Origin of the sequence: Bacillus sp. BPN334, from assembly GCF_008368885.1 — a bacterium.
GTDB lineage: Bacteria > Bacillota > Bacilli > Bacillales > Bacillaceae_G > Bacillus_A > Bacillus_A wiedmannii.
This window is the reverse complement of record NZ_QOZW01000008.1, coordinates 217,323-235,455: the sequence shown is the minus strand read 5'-3', so window position 1 is coordinate 235,455 and position 18,133 is coordinate 217,323. Positions and strand designations below refer to the sequence as shown.

At 32.7% G+C, this 18,133-nt stretch carries 19 protein-coding genes; 6 read left to right on the top strand and 13 right to left on the bottom strand.

Going from position 1 to position 18,133, the window contains the following annotated elements; genetic code table 11:
- Positions 1-19 precede the first annotated feature (19 nt).
- The 3 genes from DN393_RS13220 to DN393_RS13210 all read right to left on the bottom strand — a co-directional run bounded on the left by DN393_RS13220 (position 20) and on the right by DN393_RS13210 (position 2,700).
- Complete coding sequence (locus tag DN393_RS13220; RefSeq protein ID WP_064475418.1) at positions 20-583, bottom strand: GNAT family N-acetyltransferase; 564 nt, start codon at positions 581-583, stop codon at positions 20-22.
- A 39-nt stretch (positions 584-622) separates the two neighbouring features.
- Positions 623-1,195 (bottom strand): hypothetical protein, encoded by a 573-nt coding sequence (locus DN393_RS13215; RefSeq protein WP_064475419.1) that lies wholly within the window; start codon positions 1,193-1,195, stop codon positions 623-625.
- Between the two features lie 74 nt (positions 1,196-1,269).
- Positions 1,270-2,700: a PQQ-dependent sugar dehydrogenase gene (locus tag DN393_RS13210; RefSeq protein WP_064475420.1), complete on the bottom strand. Its 1,431-nt coding sequence runs from the start codon at positions 2,698-2,700 to the stop codon at positions 1,270-1,272.
- A 202-nt stretch (positions 2,701-2,902) separates the two neighbouring features.
- On the opposite strand from DN393_RS13210, the gene DN393_RS13205 reads away from it, so the two are divergent.
- Complete coding sequence (locus DN393_RS13205; protein WP_064475421.1) at positions 2,903-3,160, top strand: hypothetical protein; 258 nt, start codon at positions 2,903-2,905, stop codon at positions 3,158-3,160.
- Positions 3,161-3,208: 48 nt separating this feature from the next.
- On the top strand, positions 3,209-3,658 hold the full coding sequence (locus DN393_RS13200) for an NUDIX hydrolase (RefSeq protein ID WP_064475422.1): 450 nt from the start codon (positions 3,209-3,211) through the stop codon (positions 3,656-3,658).
- 441 nt (positions 3,659-4,099) lie between these two features.
- Here DN393_RS13200 and DN393_RS13195 read toward each other — a convergent pair whose 3' ends face one another.
- The 8 genes from DN393_RS13195 to DN393_RS13160 form a co-directional block, all read right to left on the bottom strand.
- A complete protein-coding gene (locus DN393_RS13195) occupies positions 4,100-4,288 on the bottom strand; it encodes a hypothetical protein (protein ID WP_048560902.1) in 189 nt (62 codons plus the stop codon).
- Between the two features lie 16 nt (positions 4,289-4,304).
- On the bottom strand, positions 4,305-4,982 hold the full coding sequence (locus DN393_RS13190) for a DNA alkylation repair protein (protein WP_064475423.1): 678 nt from the start codon (positions 4,980-4,982) through the stop codon (positions 4,305-4,307).
- 470 nt (positions 4,983-5,452) lie between these two features.
- Positions 5,453-6,568 (bottom strand): NAD(P)/FAD-dependent oxidoreductase, encoded by a 1,116-nt coding sequence (locus tag DN393_RS13185; RefSeq protein ID WP_064475424.1) that lies wholly within the window; start codon positions 6,566-6,568, stop codon positions 5,453-5,455.
- A gap of 126 nt (positions 6,569-6,694) precedes the next feature.
- Positions 6,695-7,348, bottom strand: coding sequence for a YdeI/OmpD-associated family protein (locus DN393_RS13180; protein ID WP_064475425.1), 654 nt, complete (start codon positions 7,346-7,348; stop codon positions 6,695-6,697).
- Between the two features lie 153 nt (positions 7,349-7,501).
- Entirely contained in the window at positions 7,502-8,272 is a 771-nt protein-coding gene (locus tag DN393_RS13175) for an arylamine N-acetyltransferase family protein (protein ID WP_064475426.1), read from the bottom strand.
- Positions 8,273-8,466: 194 nt separating this feature from the next.
- The gene (locus DN393_RS13170; RefSeq protein WP_064475427.1) at positions 8,467-8,970 is read right to left on the bottom strand and encodes a MepB family protein; all 504 of its coding nucleotides are present in this window, start codon (positions 8,968-8,970) and stop codon (positions 8,467-8,469) included.
- A 102-nt stretch (positions 8,971-9,072) separates the two neighbouring features.
- The gene (locus DN393_RS13165) at positions 9,073-9,444 is read right to left on the bottom strand and encodes a DUF4180 domain-containing protein (RefSeq protein WP_064475428.1); all 372 of its coding nucleotides are present in this window, start codon (positions 9,442-9,444) and stop codon (positions 9,073-9,075) included.
- Between the two features lie 157 nt (positions 9,445-9,601).
- On the bottom strand, positions 9,602-10,279 hold the full coding sequence (locus DN393_RS13160) for an HAD family hydrolase (protein WP_064475429.1): 678 nt from the start codon (positions 10,277-10,279) through the stop codon (positions 9,602-9,604).
- Positions 10,280-10,740: 461 nt separating this feature from the next.
- On the opposite strand from DN393_RS13160, the gene DN393_RS13155 reads away from it, so the two are divergent.
- The 3 genes from DN393_RS13155 (at position 10,741) to DN393_RS13145 (ending at position 13,735) form a co-directional block, all read left to right on the top strand.
- Complete coding sequence (locus DN393_RS13155) at positions 10,741-11,406, top strand: response regulator transcription factor (protein ID WP_064475430.1); 666 nt, start codon at positions 10,741-10,743, stop codon at positions 11,404-11,406.
- Positions 11,399-12,874, top strand: coding sequence for a sensor histidine kinase (locus tag DN393_RS13150; RefSeq protein WP_064475431.1), 1,476 nt, complete (start codon positions 11,399-11,401; stop codon positions 12,872-12,874). Before DN393_RS13155 ends, DN393_RS13150 begins: the two co-directional genes overlap by 8 nt.
- A gap of 324 nt (positions 12,875-13,198) precedes the next feature.
- Positions 13,199-13,735: a DinB family protein gene (locus DN393_RS13145; RefSeq protein ID WP_064475432.1), complete on the top strand. Its 537-nt coding sequence runs from the start codon at positions 13,199-13,201 to the stop codon at positions 13,733-13,735.
- 632 nt (positions 13,736-14,367) lie between these two features.
- Here the strand turns inward: DN393_RS13145 and DN393_RS13135 are convergent.
- Positions 14,368-15,045 carry an ABC transporter ATP-binding protein gene (locus DN393_RS13135; RefSeq protein WP_064475433.1) on the bottom strand — a complete coding sequence of 226 codons (678 nt, stop codon included), beginning with the start codon at positions 15,043-15,045 and terminating at the stop codon, positions 14,368-14,370.
- Between the two features lie 11 nt (positions 15,046-15,056).
- On the bottom strand, positions 15,057-16,490 hold the full coding sequence (locus tag DN393_RS13130) for an ABC transporter permease (protein WP_064475434.1): 1,434 nt from the start codon (positions 16,488-16,490) through the stop codon (positions 15,057-15,059).
- Positions 16,491-17,157: 667 nt separating this feature from the next.
- Here DN393_RS13130 and DN393_RS13120 point away from each other — a divergent pair.
- Complete coding sequence (locus DN393_RS13120; protein WP_064475435.1) at positions 17,158-18,114, top strand: alpha/beta hydrolase; 957 nt, start codon at positions 17,158-17,160, stop codon at positions 18,112-18,114.
- Positions 18,115-18,133 lie beyond the last annotated feature (19 nt).

The following is an 18,133-nucleotide window of genomic DNA, read 5'->3' as shown; positions in this document are numbered from 1 at the left end:
TTCAGAGGCATATTTCATTTTATAATTCAAATATTAAAGGTGTATCATGTAAACTCTTCTTCCAAATCATATGATCACTTGATTCTCCCCAATAATCCTTCAGTACATAACTAGGTTCTCCAAACTTCTTCGTCCATATACTTTGTGCTTTTTTGTATCCACTATCTAAACAGTATTCAGTTATTCCTCTGCTAAGTAACGTAATATACATAGCATTTAGTAATAAATTACCTATGCCCTTTCGTTGATATTCATGTCGTACAAATACAGTTCCTATTTCATATAAATCTTTAAACACACCACCTGTACAACTATGAATCAATGTACTTGCTGGACCGATTTCAATTGTTCCAATGATTTTATCGTTACTTGTATCAATTGCTAATAAAAAGTAACGACTTTCTCCATTACTCTCCAAATCATTTTTCAAATACTGTTTTTTCGTGTTAATTTCATTTTCTATGTCATCTAATAACTGTGATAACCCTTCATATTTAAATGTATCAGTAATAACAAGACGAAAAAACATATTCAGTTCATCTACATCATCCGAATTTGGTCTTCTAATTTTAACGTTATACACGACGTGAATCTCCAATCTTTAAAAATATATAAGAAATTGTTAAGACCATACTTTATATACTCTATTCAACATTATTCTACAAATGCCTGCATAGATCCAACAGTATAGAAAGCTCAGAATACATATTGATAGAATAATTTTCATATCAAAAGTTGTATGAACAGTAGGACCTAATACAGGAAATCGAAACACATTAAGAACAATCATAATTCCAATAACAAGACATAACGCGGAAAAGGAAACAATCCAAATCCTTCTCTTGAATTGTATAAAGGATACTCCTAACGCTATACCTAATAAACCTGTAGTAAAAGGAAAGACAATTAGTTCGCTTGGCTCAATAATAAATAATAGGAGAATAGTAAGAATGTAAGAAAGTATTCCCGTGCGAGTAGAATAACAAATAGCGAAAAATATAGGCAACGTCGCAAAAGGACTAATAAATAAGCCGATACCAGGGATTAAGTTCCCGGCAGATTGAAAAATAGCAGCAAGTGAACCAAGTAACGCTGTAATGACTAACCTCTTTGCTGGCGTCACCTTTCTTTTATGAACAAAATTCGCATCATGCGCGATCATCAGTTGATACCAATAGTTGCTAAAGTGATTCATCAAAATCCCCCTAAAGATATCTAATTATGCAATGGACGATTATATAATGAATGATTCTGAGAGTATGTATCATATTAAGGAACGATTTCAAAAATAGTACCTTTGTTAAAGTCTGTTACTTTCATAGAACCGTAAACTCCTAAATATAATCTAGTCTGATCTAAATTTGTTCCTAAACTCATATAATAAGCTGCCTGCTCACCGAAATCATAATGGGTTTCAATAACATGAAAGTCAGTATTTTTACCATGCGTACCAGCTCTAGAATAAGCTAACGCACCCTTTACTGGAGACTGAGATTCTTCTTTCTTAGCAAGATCAGTAAACACGATACTACCCGTTAAACTAGGTATTGCAGTTCCCATATATGGCTGGACTCCTGTAAGTGAAGTTCCTCCAAATTTATCTGGTCTGGAATCTTTATGAAAATAACTGATTAGAGGCTGGATACGCTTCGCGGTTGTTTCTATTGTTTCATTATAATAAGCCATTGTTCTCTCTTCTAAAGTAGGATTCTCAGAACAGTGCCTTATAAAAGAAGTAGGTAATTCTCCTTCCCATCCTCTCCAACCGAAATTAATAAATCCATATTGATCAGGAGTATCTCTCATTAAATTGGTTTGAACAAGTTCGGTAACTGGTATTGGTTTGTATTGAACAAATGAAAAAATAGACTCTACTATATCTTGCCCGACGTTTCCGGCATATTTGATATATTGATTATAAAACCTTTGAAATGAAATACCTGTTATATTACGTACGCCTTTTGCAATTAATGTAAGAGTTTCTCGAATAGATAGAGGAAGTTCATTAAAACGTGTAACTACTGGAGGATTATTTATGGACGTATTTTTACTTACATCGATTTCAATTATTTTACCTGCTATTTCTAAATCATCCTGGCTTAATCTAAACGGATCATAGCCAGAACCACCATCTCCATTAGTAAAAACAAGTTTTCCAGTCTCAGGTGAAAAGTTTAAGCTATTTACGCCGTTATGATTAAAAAATGGCCTTTTTATATTAAGTAAAGTTCGTCGCTTTTGAGGTTGACCGTTTGATTGTAATATCCATTCTTCAACTGTATCAATATGATCATATTGAGTATCTCTATTTGTCCACTTTAAGTTTAGAGTTTTTGGGTCACACGGATTCGGTTTAAATTGTTCTGAAAGTGCACCAGGTCCTTGGGTCCCGGCTACTGAATAATGAAGATAAAATAAGCCGTTATCATTAAATTGTGGATGGAACGCTAGTCCGAGCAAGCCGCGTTCATCATAACCGCTACTAGAAACACCTTCTTCAAATGTGCCTAGTTTAATAATTCGGTGACGAATATTTAAAAATGTCTTTATATCTCCGTCTCCTATGTAAAAAACCTCTCCTAATTGGGTTGCGATAAATAGTCTTTCGGTCGAATCACCTGGAAGTATAGTTGTTTTTATTACAGTTGGTAAATTTATGTTATGAACGATGGGCCGTAAACCAACTTTGACTTTTGTCAATTAACTGTACACCCCTTTTTATTCTTTTTAATAGAAGAATATGATTAGAGTAGTTCAATTAGTATCAAAACTATAGACGTGAAAGCGTGATATCCCTGTTTGTACAAGTCTGTTTTCTGATTAGCATCAATTAACTTACATTCCTTTTTATTACATTTTTTGATATGATATAACTATAAAATATAAATCAGGGGGACAATCCATGGCAATCTTACTACAAATCATCGTACCACTTATATGTGCAATATACTTTTTTACCCTCTATCATAATAGAACATATGGATCAGCTGCATTTCTCTTAGCAGTCATAATAGGCATTTTCGGTATAGAAAATATTTTTCAATATGCTAGTTTAACAGATCATGCTGTTTATCCATATTGGGGGAGTTTGAAGGTCGTAATCTTTATTTTATCAGTTGTATTTTTATTCAAAAGAACACCCACTCCATATAATAATTAAAAATTATTCATGTTTATTTAAAGCTTATTTTCGGGAAGAGGTTATGCAATGAGAGCGCCATATCAAGTATTAATATTTCCTTATATAATAACTGATGATTCTATTCAATACGCTATTTTTAACCGAAGTGATTACGGTTATTGGCAAGGAATAGCTGGTGGTGGAGAAGATGGTGAGACTCCTATTGAATCAGCAAAACGAGAATCTTTTGAAGAGGCTGGTATTTTAAGAGAATATCCCTATATAAAATTAGATTCTGTTTCTTCACTACCAGTAGAGGATGTAGTTGGAGGATTTCTTTGGGGAGAAGATGTTTATGTAATAAAAGAATTTACTTTTGGAGTTAAAGTTCCTACAAAAAACATTGCATTATCCAAAGAACACTTCAATTATAAATGGTTATGCTTTGAGGAAGCAGTAATGCTGTTGAAATGGGATAGTAACAAAACAGCATTATGGGAATTAAACAAAAGGTTATTAAAAGAATTAAAGTATTAGCTAACAAAGCCGTTAGTGCAACAAGAATTAAACAACTTCAAAAACCTTGCTGCATTGGGGGTATTTCCGAATTCTTAGGTTAATAGGCATGTGGCGGAACCCCAATTAGAATTTCTGAAAGTAGTTAATTTATCGCAACGAAAGATAAAAGCAATAAAAATGTAGGGGTTTGTGTAGCAATGGAACCAAATCACGCAATAAGCATTAGCGGACATTGTTTATGCATAAAAATCACCTTACCACTATTTTGTGAAAACTATATTCTAAGACATTTTTCAAACCAAAAACCCTTGATTTTCTACTCAACGTAGATAAATCAAGGGTTTCATTTATATTCTTTTAATTTATCTATTTTCATATAGATTATTGTTATCTGATCAGATATATAGAGACTGATATAGTCAGTTGTATAAAATTTAGTTGTTTCACAGTTTCTTTGTATTATGAAACAAACTCACATTTCAAGGTATTTCGATTTACTATAATATATTTACCTGTTGATTTATTCATTACTTGAGACACTTCCTTGGTATGTGTTACCTCAAACCAATCATTTTGTATATCCACCAATAATTTTATTTCCACATCACTTTTTCCATATTTTAAACCACTATAAGATACTTTCGTCATTGTGATCGTCCCTTTCTTAATGATTATAATCATTTCGTCGTTTGTTAACTTCAATCGTAATGAACTCCGGCAAATAGCTGGGAGTACATCCTTTTGCTACTATTACATCTTTGTAAAGACCTGTTTTCTCACCAAGTTTAATACAACGTGCACGATTCTTTTCATCATAAACGCCTATCCAGCCTGCGGTGAAGTTCATAGCCCATTGAACTTCCGGTTCTTCCTGCGTAATATTAGCTTCTAATGCAGATAGCAAGTCTGCGGTGTTATCAGGCGGTGTTTGTCCAGTCCATCTCAATCGCCCTTGATAATACCAAAAAGCTCGCCTTTGAAGAGCAGAAGGACTACTTTCCCATGACTCCATCAATGCAATTTTCTTCTTGTCTTTGGTGAGCTGATTAGCCATTAACCAATCCATTAAGTTATTTCGCTCATCAAAAGTGTGAGTCTGCATATCCTTATCAAGCTTATTTAGCACATCTTGTGAAAGAAGTTTTTTGTCCATAATTAAGATTGCTAATAGCCTGGGCAAAAACTCTTCGGTTGACCAAAGTTCCATAGCTATTACGTGATCTTTTTTAATGTCCTTCGCGATTTTTCGTAAGTCGCCTAGCTTAGTTTTACTATTGATCTGAGATAGAATGTTTTCTGCTTTTGAAGAGCGTTTTATTTCTGTATCTTTTTTTTCATTCATTTTATACAACTCCTTTATTTAAGCACTGTTTCATAATATATCCTTGACGGGATATATCAAGAACTTAATTTCATCATAAGTCTTATTGCAAACGTTTTTTCATTTTGATGGAAATTCGTCTCCTTAACTTGATTGCGATGTATGGTGACCCCTAATAATTAAGAAAAAGCTGATTTTATACATGGAAATAAATAAAAGTCTATGACCTATTTTCACACGTATCTCGGCTGTACCCCAATTATACTCATCATATCTCGCCCACTTTGTCAACTAAATATTTCAAACACTCTTCCTTTTTATCTTTTTTATATAAATTTCGCCATTTAAATCAATTGTTTTCAATTAACATAACCATCTTATCTGTAGTCAACGATGCATATTTTTATGGGAGTAATTAAAAATATTAGCTTGATGGGTATGTCGTGCTACCCCAAATAAAAAAGATTAGGAGCGAATCCTAATCTTTTTTATTATTCAATTGCGCCCGCAACGTCATAATCGTTTAAATCTAATTCTATTGTTTGGCCAAGTGCTAGTTTAGCTAATTCTGATCCTAAATATGGGCCGGCAGTTAAACCTGAAGCGCCTAATCCGTTCGCAACGAGAATACCTTCGAAGTTAGGTAGTGGCCCAATAACAGGTAAGAATCCTGGTGTAAATGGTCTAAACCCAACTCTCGTTTCAAGCATAGTACTATCTTCTAAACTAGGTGCAACTGCTAATGCTTTATGGAATACTTCATGTAAACCACCTGCCGTTACACGATGATCGAAGCCCGTTTCGTTTTCATGGGTAGCACCAATTACGACATGACCATTGTCAAACGTTAAAATGTATTGATCGTTTGGCGGCATAACAACTGGCATATTTTCTGTTGCTGTATTTTCCGTTTGCAGGTGAACAATTTGTCCTTTTTGGAATGTAACTAAGAAATTGATACCTAATGGATTCAATATTTCATTCGCCCATGCGCCTGCGGTTACAATCACCTTTTCTGCTACCATTGTTTCATCATGTACTTTAACTCCAGTAATATGATTACCTTCACGGACTAATACTGCATCTCCTTTTATAAAAGTTGCACCATGTTTTTTTGCAGCACTTATTAATGCGTTACGTAATGATCTTCCATTTACTCGTGCAGCGCCACTAATATGAACAGAACTATATTCTTCTGATAATGCTGGGAATAATTTTTTTGTTTCTTCAGCTGATAAGCGAGTGATTTCACCAATCTCTGGTGCATCTTCACGTCGTTTATAAGCGCGCTCTTCCATTTTATCTAACTTTTTCTCATCAGTATGTAAACTAATTGCACCTACACGTTTGTATCCTGTATCCGTTTCACCGTCTGCTTCTAATTGCTGAATTAAAGAAGAATAGTAACGTGCACCGCCTTTAGCAATTTTATACCATGCTTTATTACGACGCTGTGAAAGCCATGGACATACAATACCAGCCGCTGCATCAGTTGCTTGACCTAGTTGTTGACGATCCACGATAGTAACATTCGCACCTGCTTTAGCGAGATGATAAGCAGTAGACGCTCCTAAAATACCAGCTCCAACTACAATATACGATTTCATTTCAAACACCTTTTCTCTTTTGCTAATTATTTAAATATAAGAACATACTTTAGTATACTGAAAGTAATCCTTTTTTCAATGTGCTAAGCATAATTAATTGTTGCATCATTGTGACTTTCCTAACCATTATTTTTTCTTCTTACGGAATAATTCAATTGTTTTATAGCCTTGTGATAGGATTTCAATCATTTTCTCAAGACGTTTATCGCGTGTTTTTTCTTGTTTTACAGAAAATAAATTACGTGCCCAGTCTTTTTGATATCCAGGTGTTAAACTTTGATAAAACTTAAGTTCATTCGGATGATTAGCCAATAATGCTTCAACATCTTGAATACGATCTGCATAATCGGCAACACATTGACTCATAGCAGGCGTTTTCTTCTCTTTTTTCTTTTCACGCTTTAAACCTACAACAGTAAAGACATCGTCCATACTTACCATACGAGCAAATTTAATAGCGCTTTGCTCTACATACCCATCTTCGCCAACGTTTAATGCTGGAAACATTTCATCACGGTGAATAAACGTACTATATCGACAATTACCTTTTTTCGGATACGCGAAGAATATATAGCCTTTTTCAATTAATAATTCTTCATTACTAATAATAAAATTCGTTTGTTTCACCATTTCATCAAGTGTTTCTACAAAAATAAAAATGGCATCATGATCTTTGGAAAATACGGTTTCTTTCCCTGCAAAAATGTCATAATCACTTGGTTCATTAATCACGACCATGTTTGTATACTTATTAAGTTTCAATTTATCAATAATTGACATAAAAATCTTCCTTTACATTCAAAATCATTATTTATAATTTTCCATACTGTTCTAGTGTATTATATCTAATTAGAAAATCAAACTTTAATAGTAGTTTTAAAATAAAGTTAATAAAATAGCCGATTCTGTGTAAGAACCGGCTAGCTATTCGTTTCATGACAACTGAATAGCAAATAAAGTATTTAATAGCCCTCTATATTGTTCTTCTGTAATTTCACGTTTCGTTTTTTCCCCATGAATCATTTCAGTTAAACTAGTATTCGTTAAAGAAACATGGCCAAAGTCCGTCAATTTAACTGCAATTGGTCCTTTATTGAAAATAGATTTCTCATCTTCTATTACTCTTCTTTGAACCTCATTTACTACTACCTCATCAATGATACAATTATAAAAAGCATGACAAACTTTCCACTCTCTGTTCGTATCTTTTCTTTCTAGAATGTAATTTCCTTTACTCGTATCTTTTTGTCTCACTCGATACGTACCATTTTTAGAGGAAATAGACTCACCGGTAAAAGGTACAGGGACCAGAGGTACTAAAGAAGCAATACCTACATCAATTAAGTATCGTTCGTTAGCATACTTTAGAATAATCGTTATATGTCCATCCTCAAGTGCCCATGCGTTGATTTCATTTTTATATACGGTTCCAAGTGCAAGTTGTACATCATAACCACAATCTTTTAAAAAGTAGTAAAACAGAGTATTTAATTCATAACAAAGCCCGCCGCGGGATGTAGTTAAAATTTTATTCTGTAAATTTTCCATAGTAATTGTATTCGCATTACGTGCTATAACATCTAAATTCTCAAATGGTATAGTGTGTGCAAATGCAAAGAGAATTTTATTTAATTCTTCAAACTTTACTTCCGCACGTTTTTCAAGGTTCAATCTTGTAAAAAGCTGATCTTGTAATCTTGTCATATTCAGCACCCCTAAATAAGTTATAAGTTAAAATAGTATATGCTGATTGTAATTTTGATGGGGTACTGAAACAATGTACATTTCGTTTAACTGTACCGGTACAAAAAAAATCATAAGATAACTGAATATGAGAATTCAAATAAAAGACATCATACTTTGGGATACGGCAACAAATTCACATACAAAACTAAAAGCTACGAATACAAAGTTAATAGTTTGTCTATAGGTAAATTATTAGGATTGCTTAAATCAACAAAATATTGAAGTTGCCACATTTGGCTCTTTTTCGCTTGATTGCTAACAGGAGTATCCCAAAGCGGATAAATCCTCATAGCCATCTTTCCTTTTTGACTTTGCGTTTTCAATATTTTTTCTTTAAGTAGAATTTCTTTAGGGAAAATAAATTGCCCTAGTTTATTATCATTAATACAAGTGATAACTAATAAGTCAGGAGCAGCGTCATAAGAGAACGCTTGATTTTGCATATTTGCATCTTTTTCCCAAAAAGAAACAAATTGACCAATTTTATTAGGCGTAATTTTTGATACTCTAAAACGGATAGTTTTCTTATTTAAGTGAAATAAACATCCTACATATTCTGCGTTTTGCTTTTCTTCTATTAGATCCGTAATCATTAAATTGTTAGGTTTGTAAACTAAATTGTTTAAATTTCGGATTGTGTCATTAAAATTGTTCAAGAAAATTCCCCCTTTATTCACCTCTTAGTTTATCACAAACATCAGTTCTTATATGCTGTAGATAATATGTGACGTGAAAAAGAGGGATATTTTACTGAGGTATTATTGCTTTAATGTACTTAGTTTTTCAATTGCTTGTTGTTCAGTTGCTAAGTAAAAAATATCTTTACCTTTATTACATTCATAAATAAAATCCTTTAAGCTTTTACTAGTATACATAGAGAAATCTCCAATGATAGCAATCTTTACCTTGTAGTTTATAAACTTTTGAAGAATATCACCCGCAAGCCGTGTTTTTAAGTCAAAGAAGCTTTCGCTTATTAATGATTTGTCGATAATAATATGTTTCGCATCGACCTCATATTGAACTGTTGCCATAAAATCCAATGCCGTTTGAACATCGGATATTAGTACTTTTTCATTTCTTATGACCGCAATGTTTATTCCGTCAATTACTACTTTCTTTATTTCCATAGTATCACTCCTCCATAATTTTCATATCATGCTTTGTTAGTTCATTTGAAAATACTAATATTGGTAGCGGAAAGAGATTTAAGTGTCTGTGTCTGTTTATTTTTATTTTTTATATTACGGTGAATGAAATCCTTTTAATGATCACTCCATAGCATTTTCACTTATTATAAAAATATTGTGGAGTAATGTAACTTAATAAACTATCAAAAGTATCAATCTCAGAATACGGTTTTATTTCAGTCCTATTTGTGATTCTATGAGGATTAAACCATATTCCATTTATATTTGCATTTTGACAACCAGCAATATCCTTTTCTAAGTCATCCCCAACAAATAAAGTATTTTTCGGCTGTACATTTAGCTTATTTAACGCTAGTTCGAATATACGTTTATCAGGTTTACTCAATCCTACTTCTTCAGAAATAATAATCGTATCAAAGTAATTGTTTAAATTCGTGTTAATTATTTTAGCTTTTTGTCTATGCGTTGAGCCGTTTGTTATAATTCCAATTTTAAAGTGACTCTTTATATGATTTAAGAAATGAATAGTATTTTGGTCTATTGAAAAACATGTAGGGAAATTTTCATTCCAAAAATCTTGGATATAATTGTGTGGCAATCTATATATCGGCGCGAATTCATCAAATAATGATTCTAAAACTATCGTTTTATTACTAATGCCGTATTCCCTTTTATCGTATTCTTTGAATTTCTGTAACATATTGTTTTTGACTGTATCACTAACATTCTCATAACACTTTTCTAAAACTAATAAAAACAAGTTATCTACTGCCTTATCCCTATCAAGTAACGTATCATCTAAATCAAACAGCATCGCTTTATAACTCCTCAAATAATTTCACAACCTTTCTCACATGATTTAAATAATCCCTTGTTCGCACCTTGGGCCTTTACTAAATTAGCAAAAAAACTACAAAGTTTGTGGCGTACGCTCTAGAATTTCGCTGGCTTCTTTTATATTTAAATTCATCTCCCTTTCTCCTTCTAGTAAAGTATCGAAAGTATATTTTCAAACAGTTAAAAAACTACATACAATTTACATTATTATACATTAGTTTTTTTGTAAATATTATCGTTCAGCTTTTTATATGATAAGTTTTTTCAAGCACGCAAATATTTCTCCATAAAAAAGGAATATGGGTAATAATACTTTTTTATGGAGAATACAGAATCTTGAAAATGGAGTTAATACGTTAAACGTCCTATGAAGTTTCCTACTGTATCTCCACATAAACTACAGATAGTACGGCTATAATGACTACCAGAGGTGATATTATGAAAAACTATCATATCCTCGTGGTTGAGGACGATCAAGAAATTCAGGAATTAATTAAACAATTTTTAATGACACAACAGTATACAGTGGTAGTTGCTTCAGATGGACTAAAGGGTATGACACAATTTAATAAGCAATCCTTTGATTTAGTTCTTCTAGATGTAATGATGCCCAATCTTAATGGATTTGAAGTTGCTAAAATGATTCGAAGTCAGTCAAACATACCAATTATTATGCTAACTGCGTTAGAAGAAGAGGAAGATCAAATGAAAGGGTTCGATCTTGGGATTGATGATTATATAACAAAACCCTTTTCGTTTCATGTTTTGATTAGACGAGTCGAAGCTGTACTTAGAAGAAGTTATGATAAAAATGTAAATAATCATTTGGTATTTAAAGAAGTGCGCATTGATGTTGATGCATATAGAGTATATGTAACTGATGTTGAAATTTTGTTAACGACAAAAGAGTTCGAAATTCTACAACTACTATTTCAAAATGAAAGAAAAGTACTTACAAGAGAAAATATCGTAGAAAAAGTTTGGGGATACGATTATTTTGGAGAAACACGAATAATAGATACGCATATTAAAAATCTACGTAAAAAACTAGCCATCCCCTATATTAAAACAATAAAGGGTATTGGGTATAAAATTGATGAATAGCATTGTAAAAATCATGAAGATGAAGCAAATTACTTATAAACTCTTTATGACTACATCTCTCATTTTGTTATCCTTTGCAGTGTTGATTTATTTAACTTTATATTTCTTTCTCCCTACGTTTTATGAGCAATACAAAACAGATCAACTTCAAACAGGGATAAAAGAAATAATTGATAAGTCCAAAGATCTTACGTTTCAAGATGCGATACCACTTTTTGATGAATACGCAAAAAAAAATAACGCGATGCTTTCGCTTCAAAATAAAGAAGGAATAATTATTTACTCGCCTTCATTTTCTTTTATTCAAAGTGGTACACAAACAACAGTAGTTACTAAAGCAGCACGATTTGAGAATGCAGGTACCATTAGCAATTCATATAATGTTACGGAACCAATTCAATTCCAAGATGGTAGTTTAACGCTTGTAGTGTTCGCAACATTTCAACCGATTGATGAAGCTTCGCAAGTATTAGTGCGTTTTCTCCCCTATATTAGTATCATTGTGATCGTAATTGGTATAGGGAGTGCTTATTTCTATTCCAGGTTTATTACAAAGCCACTTATTTATATTAATGAGGGTGCACAAAAGATGGCAAATTTAGATTTCTCCGAAAAAATTGAGGTTCGTTCTACAGATGAGTTAGGAGAATTATCTAATAGTTTGAATGACATGTCTATTAACTTACAACAAGCTATGTTTGATTTAAAAAAAGCAAATGAACAATTAAAAAATGATATTGAAAAAGAAAGAGAAATAGAAACAAAACGCAGAGAGTTTTTTGCAATTGTAGCACATGAATTAAAGTCCCCTCTTACTGTAATGAAAGGATACTTAGAAGGGATGATATACAATATTGGCCCTTATCAAAATCGTGATCAATATTTAAAGAAAAATCATCAAATTATTGAAAGTATGGAACAACTAGTTCGTGAAATTTTAAGTATGTCAAAGTTAGAACAACACACTTTTAAACTAAAAATAGAAGAAATTAATCTTTCAAAGTTAATAGGTACAATCACAAAAGATCTCGAATTTTTCGCTTCTCAAAAAAGCATCCAAATAATAAAAGAAATTGACTCTGACCTTTCTGTTTATACAGATCGTGTTCTTTTTGAAAAAGCATGTAAAAATATTATCCATAATGCAGTTATGTATTCACCACATAATGAAAAAGTCTATATAAAGTTAAGTAAGGATTCTAAACAAGGTCAAATTAAAATGCAAATTATAAATACAGGTATTAATATTAAAGATGAAGATATACAACAAATTTTCAAACCATTTTATCGAATTGAAAAATCTCGGAATCGAAATACCGGAGGAAGTGGTTTAGGTCTATATATTGTTAAACAAATTCTTGAAAGACTAGATATAAAGTATTCTATAAAAAATATGGAACATAGTGTGCAATTTAGCATGCGTATTCCATTATCTAAACACAAAAACAAACAAACTCGTCCTATTTAAAGGAGAGTTTGTTTGTTTTTGTAGTAAGTATAAACTTATTAACAGGCTTTTCATTTAATGATATATGCTACTTCTTAAATTGCGATTGTCATAAGTAGTGACAAACTGTATCCAACTTAAATATTCACCTTCTACTATAACAGCAAAAAAACAAAATTCCGCTTAGCAGCAAATTAGATTCTCTTATTTGAGATGCATTTCATCTATGCAACTGAAAAGGAAGATGAAAAATGCATATTTGCCTCCATTTTTCAGATTAATTTGGAATTCTTTTATGATAAGCTATATGTAAAGATTAAATATAAAACATAAAGGATGCTTCGTATGCAAATAAGACCAAAGGTAAGTGAATATAACTCCTATTATGCAACGTATACCAACTTGGTATCAGACGGAAATATCATACATATTCTAGAACAACAAATGAAGGAAACGAATCTTTTATTAAAGAGAATTTCTAATAGTGAGGGACTTTTCCGGTATGCTCCTACTAAATGGAGTATAAAAGAAGTAATCGGTCATATAGCGGACACAGAACGTATTATGGCGTATCGATTGCTATCTATTGCTCGAGGCGAGACAGCAGAACTTCCAGGCTATAACGATGATATGTATGTTCTTAGAGCTGCTTTTGATAAGCAATCTATGCAAGATCTTCTTGAGAATTTAATAGTTGTTCGCCAATCTACCGTGTATTTACTTAGAAGCTTAGATAAAGAAGCTTGGTCACAAAGAGGAAATGCGAATAATTCTGAAGTTACAGTTCGTGCATTAGCATACATCATTGCTGGTCATGAGCTTCATCATCTTCAAATTATAAAAGAACGCTATCTTGGTTCTAATGCATATCCAGCAAGTTAATACTTGAAGAAACATAATCTTATTTATGTAGGGCTCTTTTTCAGTATTTATAAAATTCACCACATAATATTAAGTTATCCCCTTGTATTCTGTACATAATTTTCTTCAGGCTGATATACTATAAACACAATAGTTCTGGAAAGGTTATGATGTTATGTATGAACAATAAAATAATAGAGATAGAGATCAAAAAATGATGTTTTCTATGCAGGGAGTTCCCTCAAATAAAATTAACATGAATCAATTACCTAAATGGATTAGAATTTTTGGCTATTGTGCGTTTGGTTGGATAATAGTATTTAGTTTAATTATGATTGTAGGTTTAATTCTGCAATAACTATACAGATACACAGTTAAACGGGACAGCATTTAGATTATATATCTAGGTAATGTCCCGTTTTTTATGTGTGATTATCCCATGATATAGGTAACCAATTATAAGAAAAAGAACTTGTAGAATATCCTACAAGTTCTTTTTCAAATATTATTAAAAAGGGAACAACAAACTATTTTAACATTCAGTACAGGGAGACCATTTTGATTATGGCTTGATTTTATTATAAATCAAATATAAGCTTTTGAACGGGCTAAATTTTGAAAATTATGTGAATTGAACAGCTACGATGTTTATATTAGATTTCATTTACGACCAACTTCTTCTTACTTAAATACACTGCACGATCTGATTTTTTAGCAACTTCCTGTGAGTGCGTCACAACAATAATGCATTTATTCTCTTTATGTGCAAGTTCTTGAAACAGTTCTATTATATCCATTGTGGTTTCCTCGTCGAGGTTTCCTGTCGGCTCATCTGCAATTAGTAAATCAACATTACAAGATAGTGCTCGAGCAATTGCTACACGCTGTTGTTGCCCACCACTTAGTTGCAGGACATTTCGTTTCGCTTCAGCTTCTGTGAGTCCTACTTTCTCTAATAACTCTAATGCCCTTACCGTCTTATTTTTCACTTTAACACCTGTAATTTCCATTGCTGTTAAGACGTTTTGAAGAGCTGTCATATAGGTAATTAAGTTATAAGATTGGAAAATTACAGATACATTTTGATTACGGTATCGATCCAAACCAATTTTTCTAATATCTTTGCCATTATACAGTACATAACCATTTTTAGGGACATCTAGTCCACAACCTAAACTTAGCGTTGTGGTTTTACCAGATCCAGATGGTCCTAAAATCGTGTAGAAATGCCCTTTTTGAAAAGAAAAGTTAACATTCTCTAGTATCGCTACATTTTTTCCATTACTTTCATAATAATAATCCAAATTTTTAAATTGTAAAATCGTTTCCATATTATGCCTCCTTATTCATCTTTTAAAAGAATTTGTTTTGGATTTAAACGTAGAATTGATAATGCTGGAAGAAGCGTTGCTATTATAGCAATAGCTAGTCCAACCCCCCCCATTTTCCCTACATCTTCTCCTGTTACACTTACATCAATTTTATCAATTGGATCTTCTTTTTGATTTTGTAGCGTACCACCAGGTCCAGACATCATTACAGTACTATTATTTCGCATGGTGTCCGTTTCTTCGCTTGTTGTAGCGATTTCACTCGAAAGTAAATTATCCCCGATATATTGAGAAACCTTAGCTCCTGTTGTTATGGATAATCCAAATGCTAAAATAGCGACACATACTACTTCTACTACGAACTGCGCCATCAGTTTCCATTTTTTCTCTCCAATAGATAACAGTATTCCCATTTCCTTACGACGTCCTTTAATTGATAGCATAATGATTAACCCTAATATAATCGCACCTGCAATTGATACAATATAAATAATCATTTGAGAAGTAGAAGAAATATTTTCGATAGGACCAATCATTTGTTTGTACAATGAATCATGTGCATCTAATTTATAATAATTAAAATCAATATTAGATTTTTTTGCTTCTTTTTTAAATGCATCAATATATTTTGGATCATTCAAGAAATACACGACTTGAACACTACTTATACCTTGGTCTACTTCTAATTTTTTCATAGTTGAATGCGGCATATATAGTTTATTAGCTGGATCCATAATAGGAGGAGCCTGTTGACCCATTGCTTGCTCATTCGTTTCGTAAATACCGATAATTTCAATCTCGAGGGTTTCCTTCTTATCCCCTGATTGCACTTTAACTTTGTCTCCTACTTTCAAATTGTTTAATTCCGCTAATCGTTTTTCCATTAAAGCTACATTCTGATCCTTCATTTGCTCTGTAATTGGTTTTCCATCAATGATTTTACTTTTTCCGTTTTTAAAGCTTTCTTGTAATGCAGTCTTGCGGACCCCCTCAATCATAAAAGAAGCATTCATATCTATTTCTGTACCAGAGCTTGAACCGCCTCGCACAGCCGCCATTCCCACTTTACCTTTTCCTTCTTCTTCTCCTTCTGAAGCTCCTACTAGTTTAAGTCCATCAGAAATACCGAAAGTGTTAGCTATGTAATTATAGTCTTTTACATACTTGGATTTCGCTAATTGATCTGTTTCTTTTGTTTTAAGCTTCGGTGGATTAGGCATCTCTCCAGTTTCTCGAGCTTGTTGACCTAATTTGTCAAAATCAAGACTTAAAGTAACATCTGCACCTAGTTTTTTTCTTGCTGCATCCGCAGCTTTTTTTGATGCATTTTGGATTGTGAACCCTGAAAGAACCAAATTTGTAACAATCAGAAAAACTGCCATCAAAATTAATGATGTTCCTATCCTTTTTTTCATACTGAGAATTGCACGTTTCATAAAATTCATTTTTTCTTACCTCCTTGATAACTTGTATTCTATATAGGTTATCTAGAGTCTATATGGAGCTAATCGGTAGTTTATCTAGAGATATAAGGAGTTTATGTGTAGTTATTCAATGACCTGGTCAAGAAAAACCGGAACACGAATCCAAAAACGTAATCGTTTTTGAATATTGGCAAGGAGGTTTTGGCCTTAGCTAGCATTGAATGAAAGCATACAAATCCATGCTTGAATCTACTCCTTTTTTAGCCAAATAAAAGGATTTTTTTAAAACAGTTATTTTAATTTGTACTGTTCTCCTATATTAATGCCTGCCCATGAGTATTTCCCTGAATTATATATTAAGGAATGAAAATGTATTAATTCATTCCGAGTATGAATTCAAATAGGTATCACTTGCAATATGTCATTAAAATAAAAGGATTATCACTTGGTTTAATTAGAAAACTAAGTGTACATAAATACAACGACATGAAAACACTTTGCTCCTAGATCCACTACTTGTATTATTGGTTACTTGAAACTCCTTCTTGAGAAAGGTTTTAATTTCCGAATATTCTGTTGACTGTTATCACATATCCAATTTACAATTTAATTGTGATGTTCTTTCACAATTAAACTACTTAGAACACACTTCATTTATTTGAAAACAATTACAAATAGAGGTGTTAAAATGAAAACAAGAGTAAATCCAGAGTTATTACAAGGGTTAGAGATGTTTCCAGATCTCGATTTACGCCCGGAAAACTTGCAAGCAATCAGAGAAGGAATAGCTCAAATGAGACCACCTACCGTTGTTGATGACTCCCTTTCGTTAACAGATGAAGTCATTGTTGGACCAGATGCTAATTCGTTACCATTAAGAATTTATCGCCCAAAATCAAATCATGAATCTTTACCTGTCTTATTATGGATACATGGTGGTGGTTATATCTTAGGGTCTATAGATGATAACGATGATACTTGTATGAGGTTTGCAAAAGAAGCTGGCTGTGTGGTCGTATCTGTAGACTACCGCTTAGCTCCTGAACATCCTTACCCAGCACCAATTGAAGATTGTTATTCAGCTTTAAAATGGATTGCTGATAATGCAGAGTCATTAAACATTGATTCGAATCGAATTGGGGTTGCAGGAGTAAGCGCTGGAGGTGGACTAACAGCAGCATTATCATTATTAGCCCGAGATCGAAAATATCCTTCGATTTGTTTACAAATGCCACTCTATCCAATGATTGATGATCGAAATAATACACCTTCAGCCAATGAAATTAAAGAGGGATTTGTTTGGAATCAGAAGGCAAATGAAGCTGGTTGGAAAATGTATTTAGGAGAAATGTATGGAGCGGATCATATCCCTGCCTATGCAGCACCTTCTCGAGCAGAGGATTATAGTGATTTGCCATATACTTATACATTTGTTGGTCAATTAGATCCATTCCGTAGTGAAACATTGACCTATGTAAGCAAACTAGCGCAAGCTGGTGTTGATGTCGAATTTCATTTATATCCAAATTCTTATCACTGGTTTGAAGGATTAAATCCAAATGCCGATGTATCTATTTACGCTGTGAACGAAATGGTACAAGCAGTAAGGACTGGTTTCAAAAGAGTATCTAAGGTTGAGGCCTAATCCCTTTACAAGAAAAACA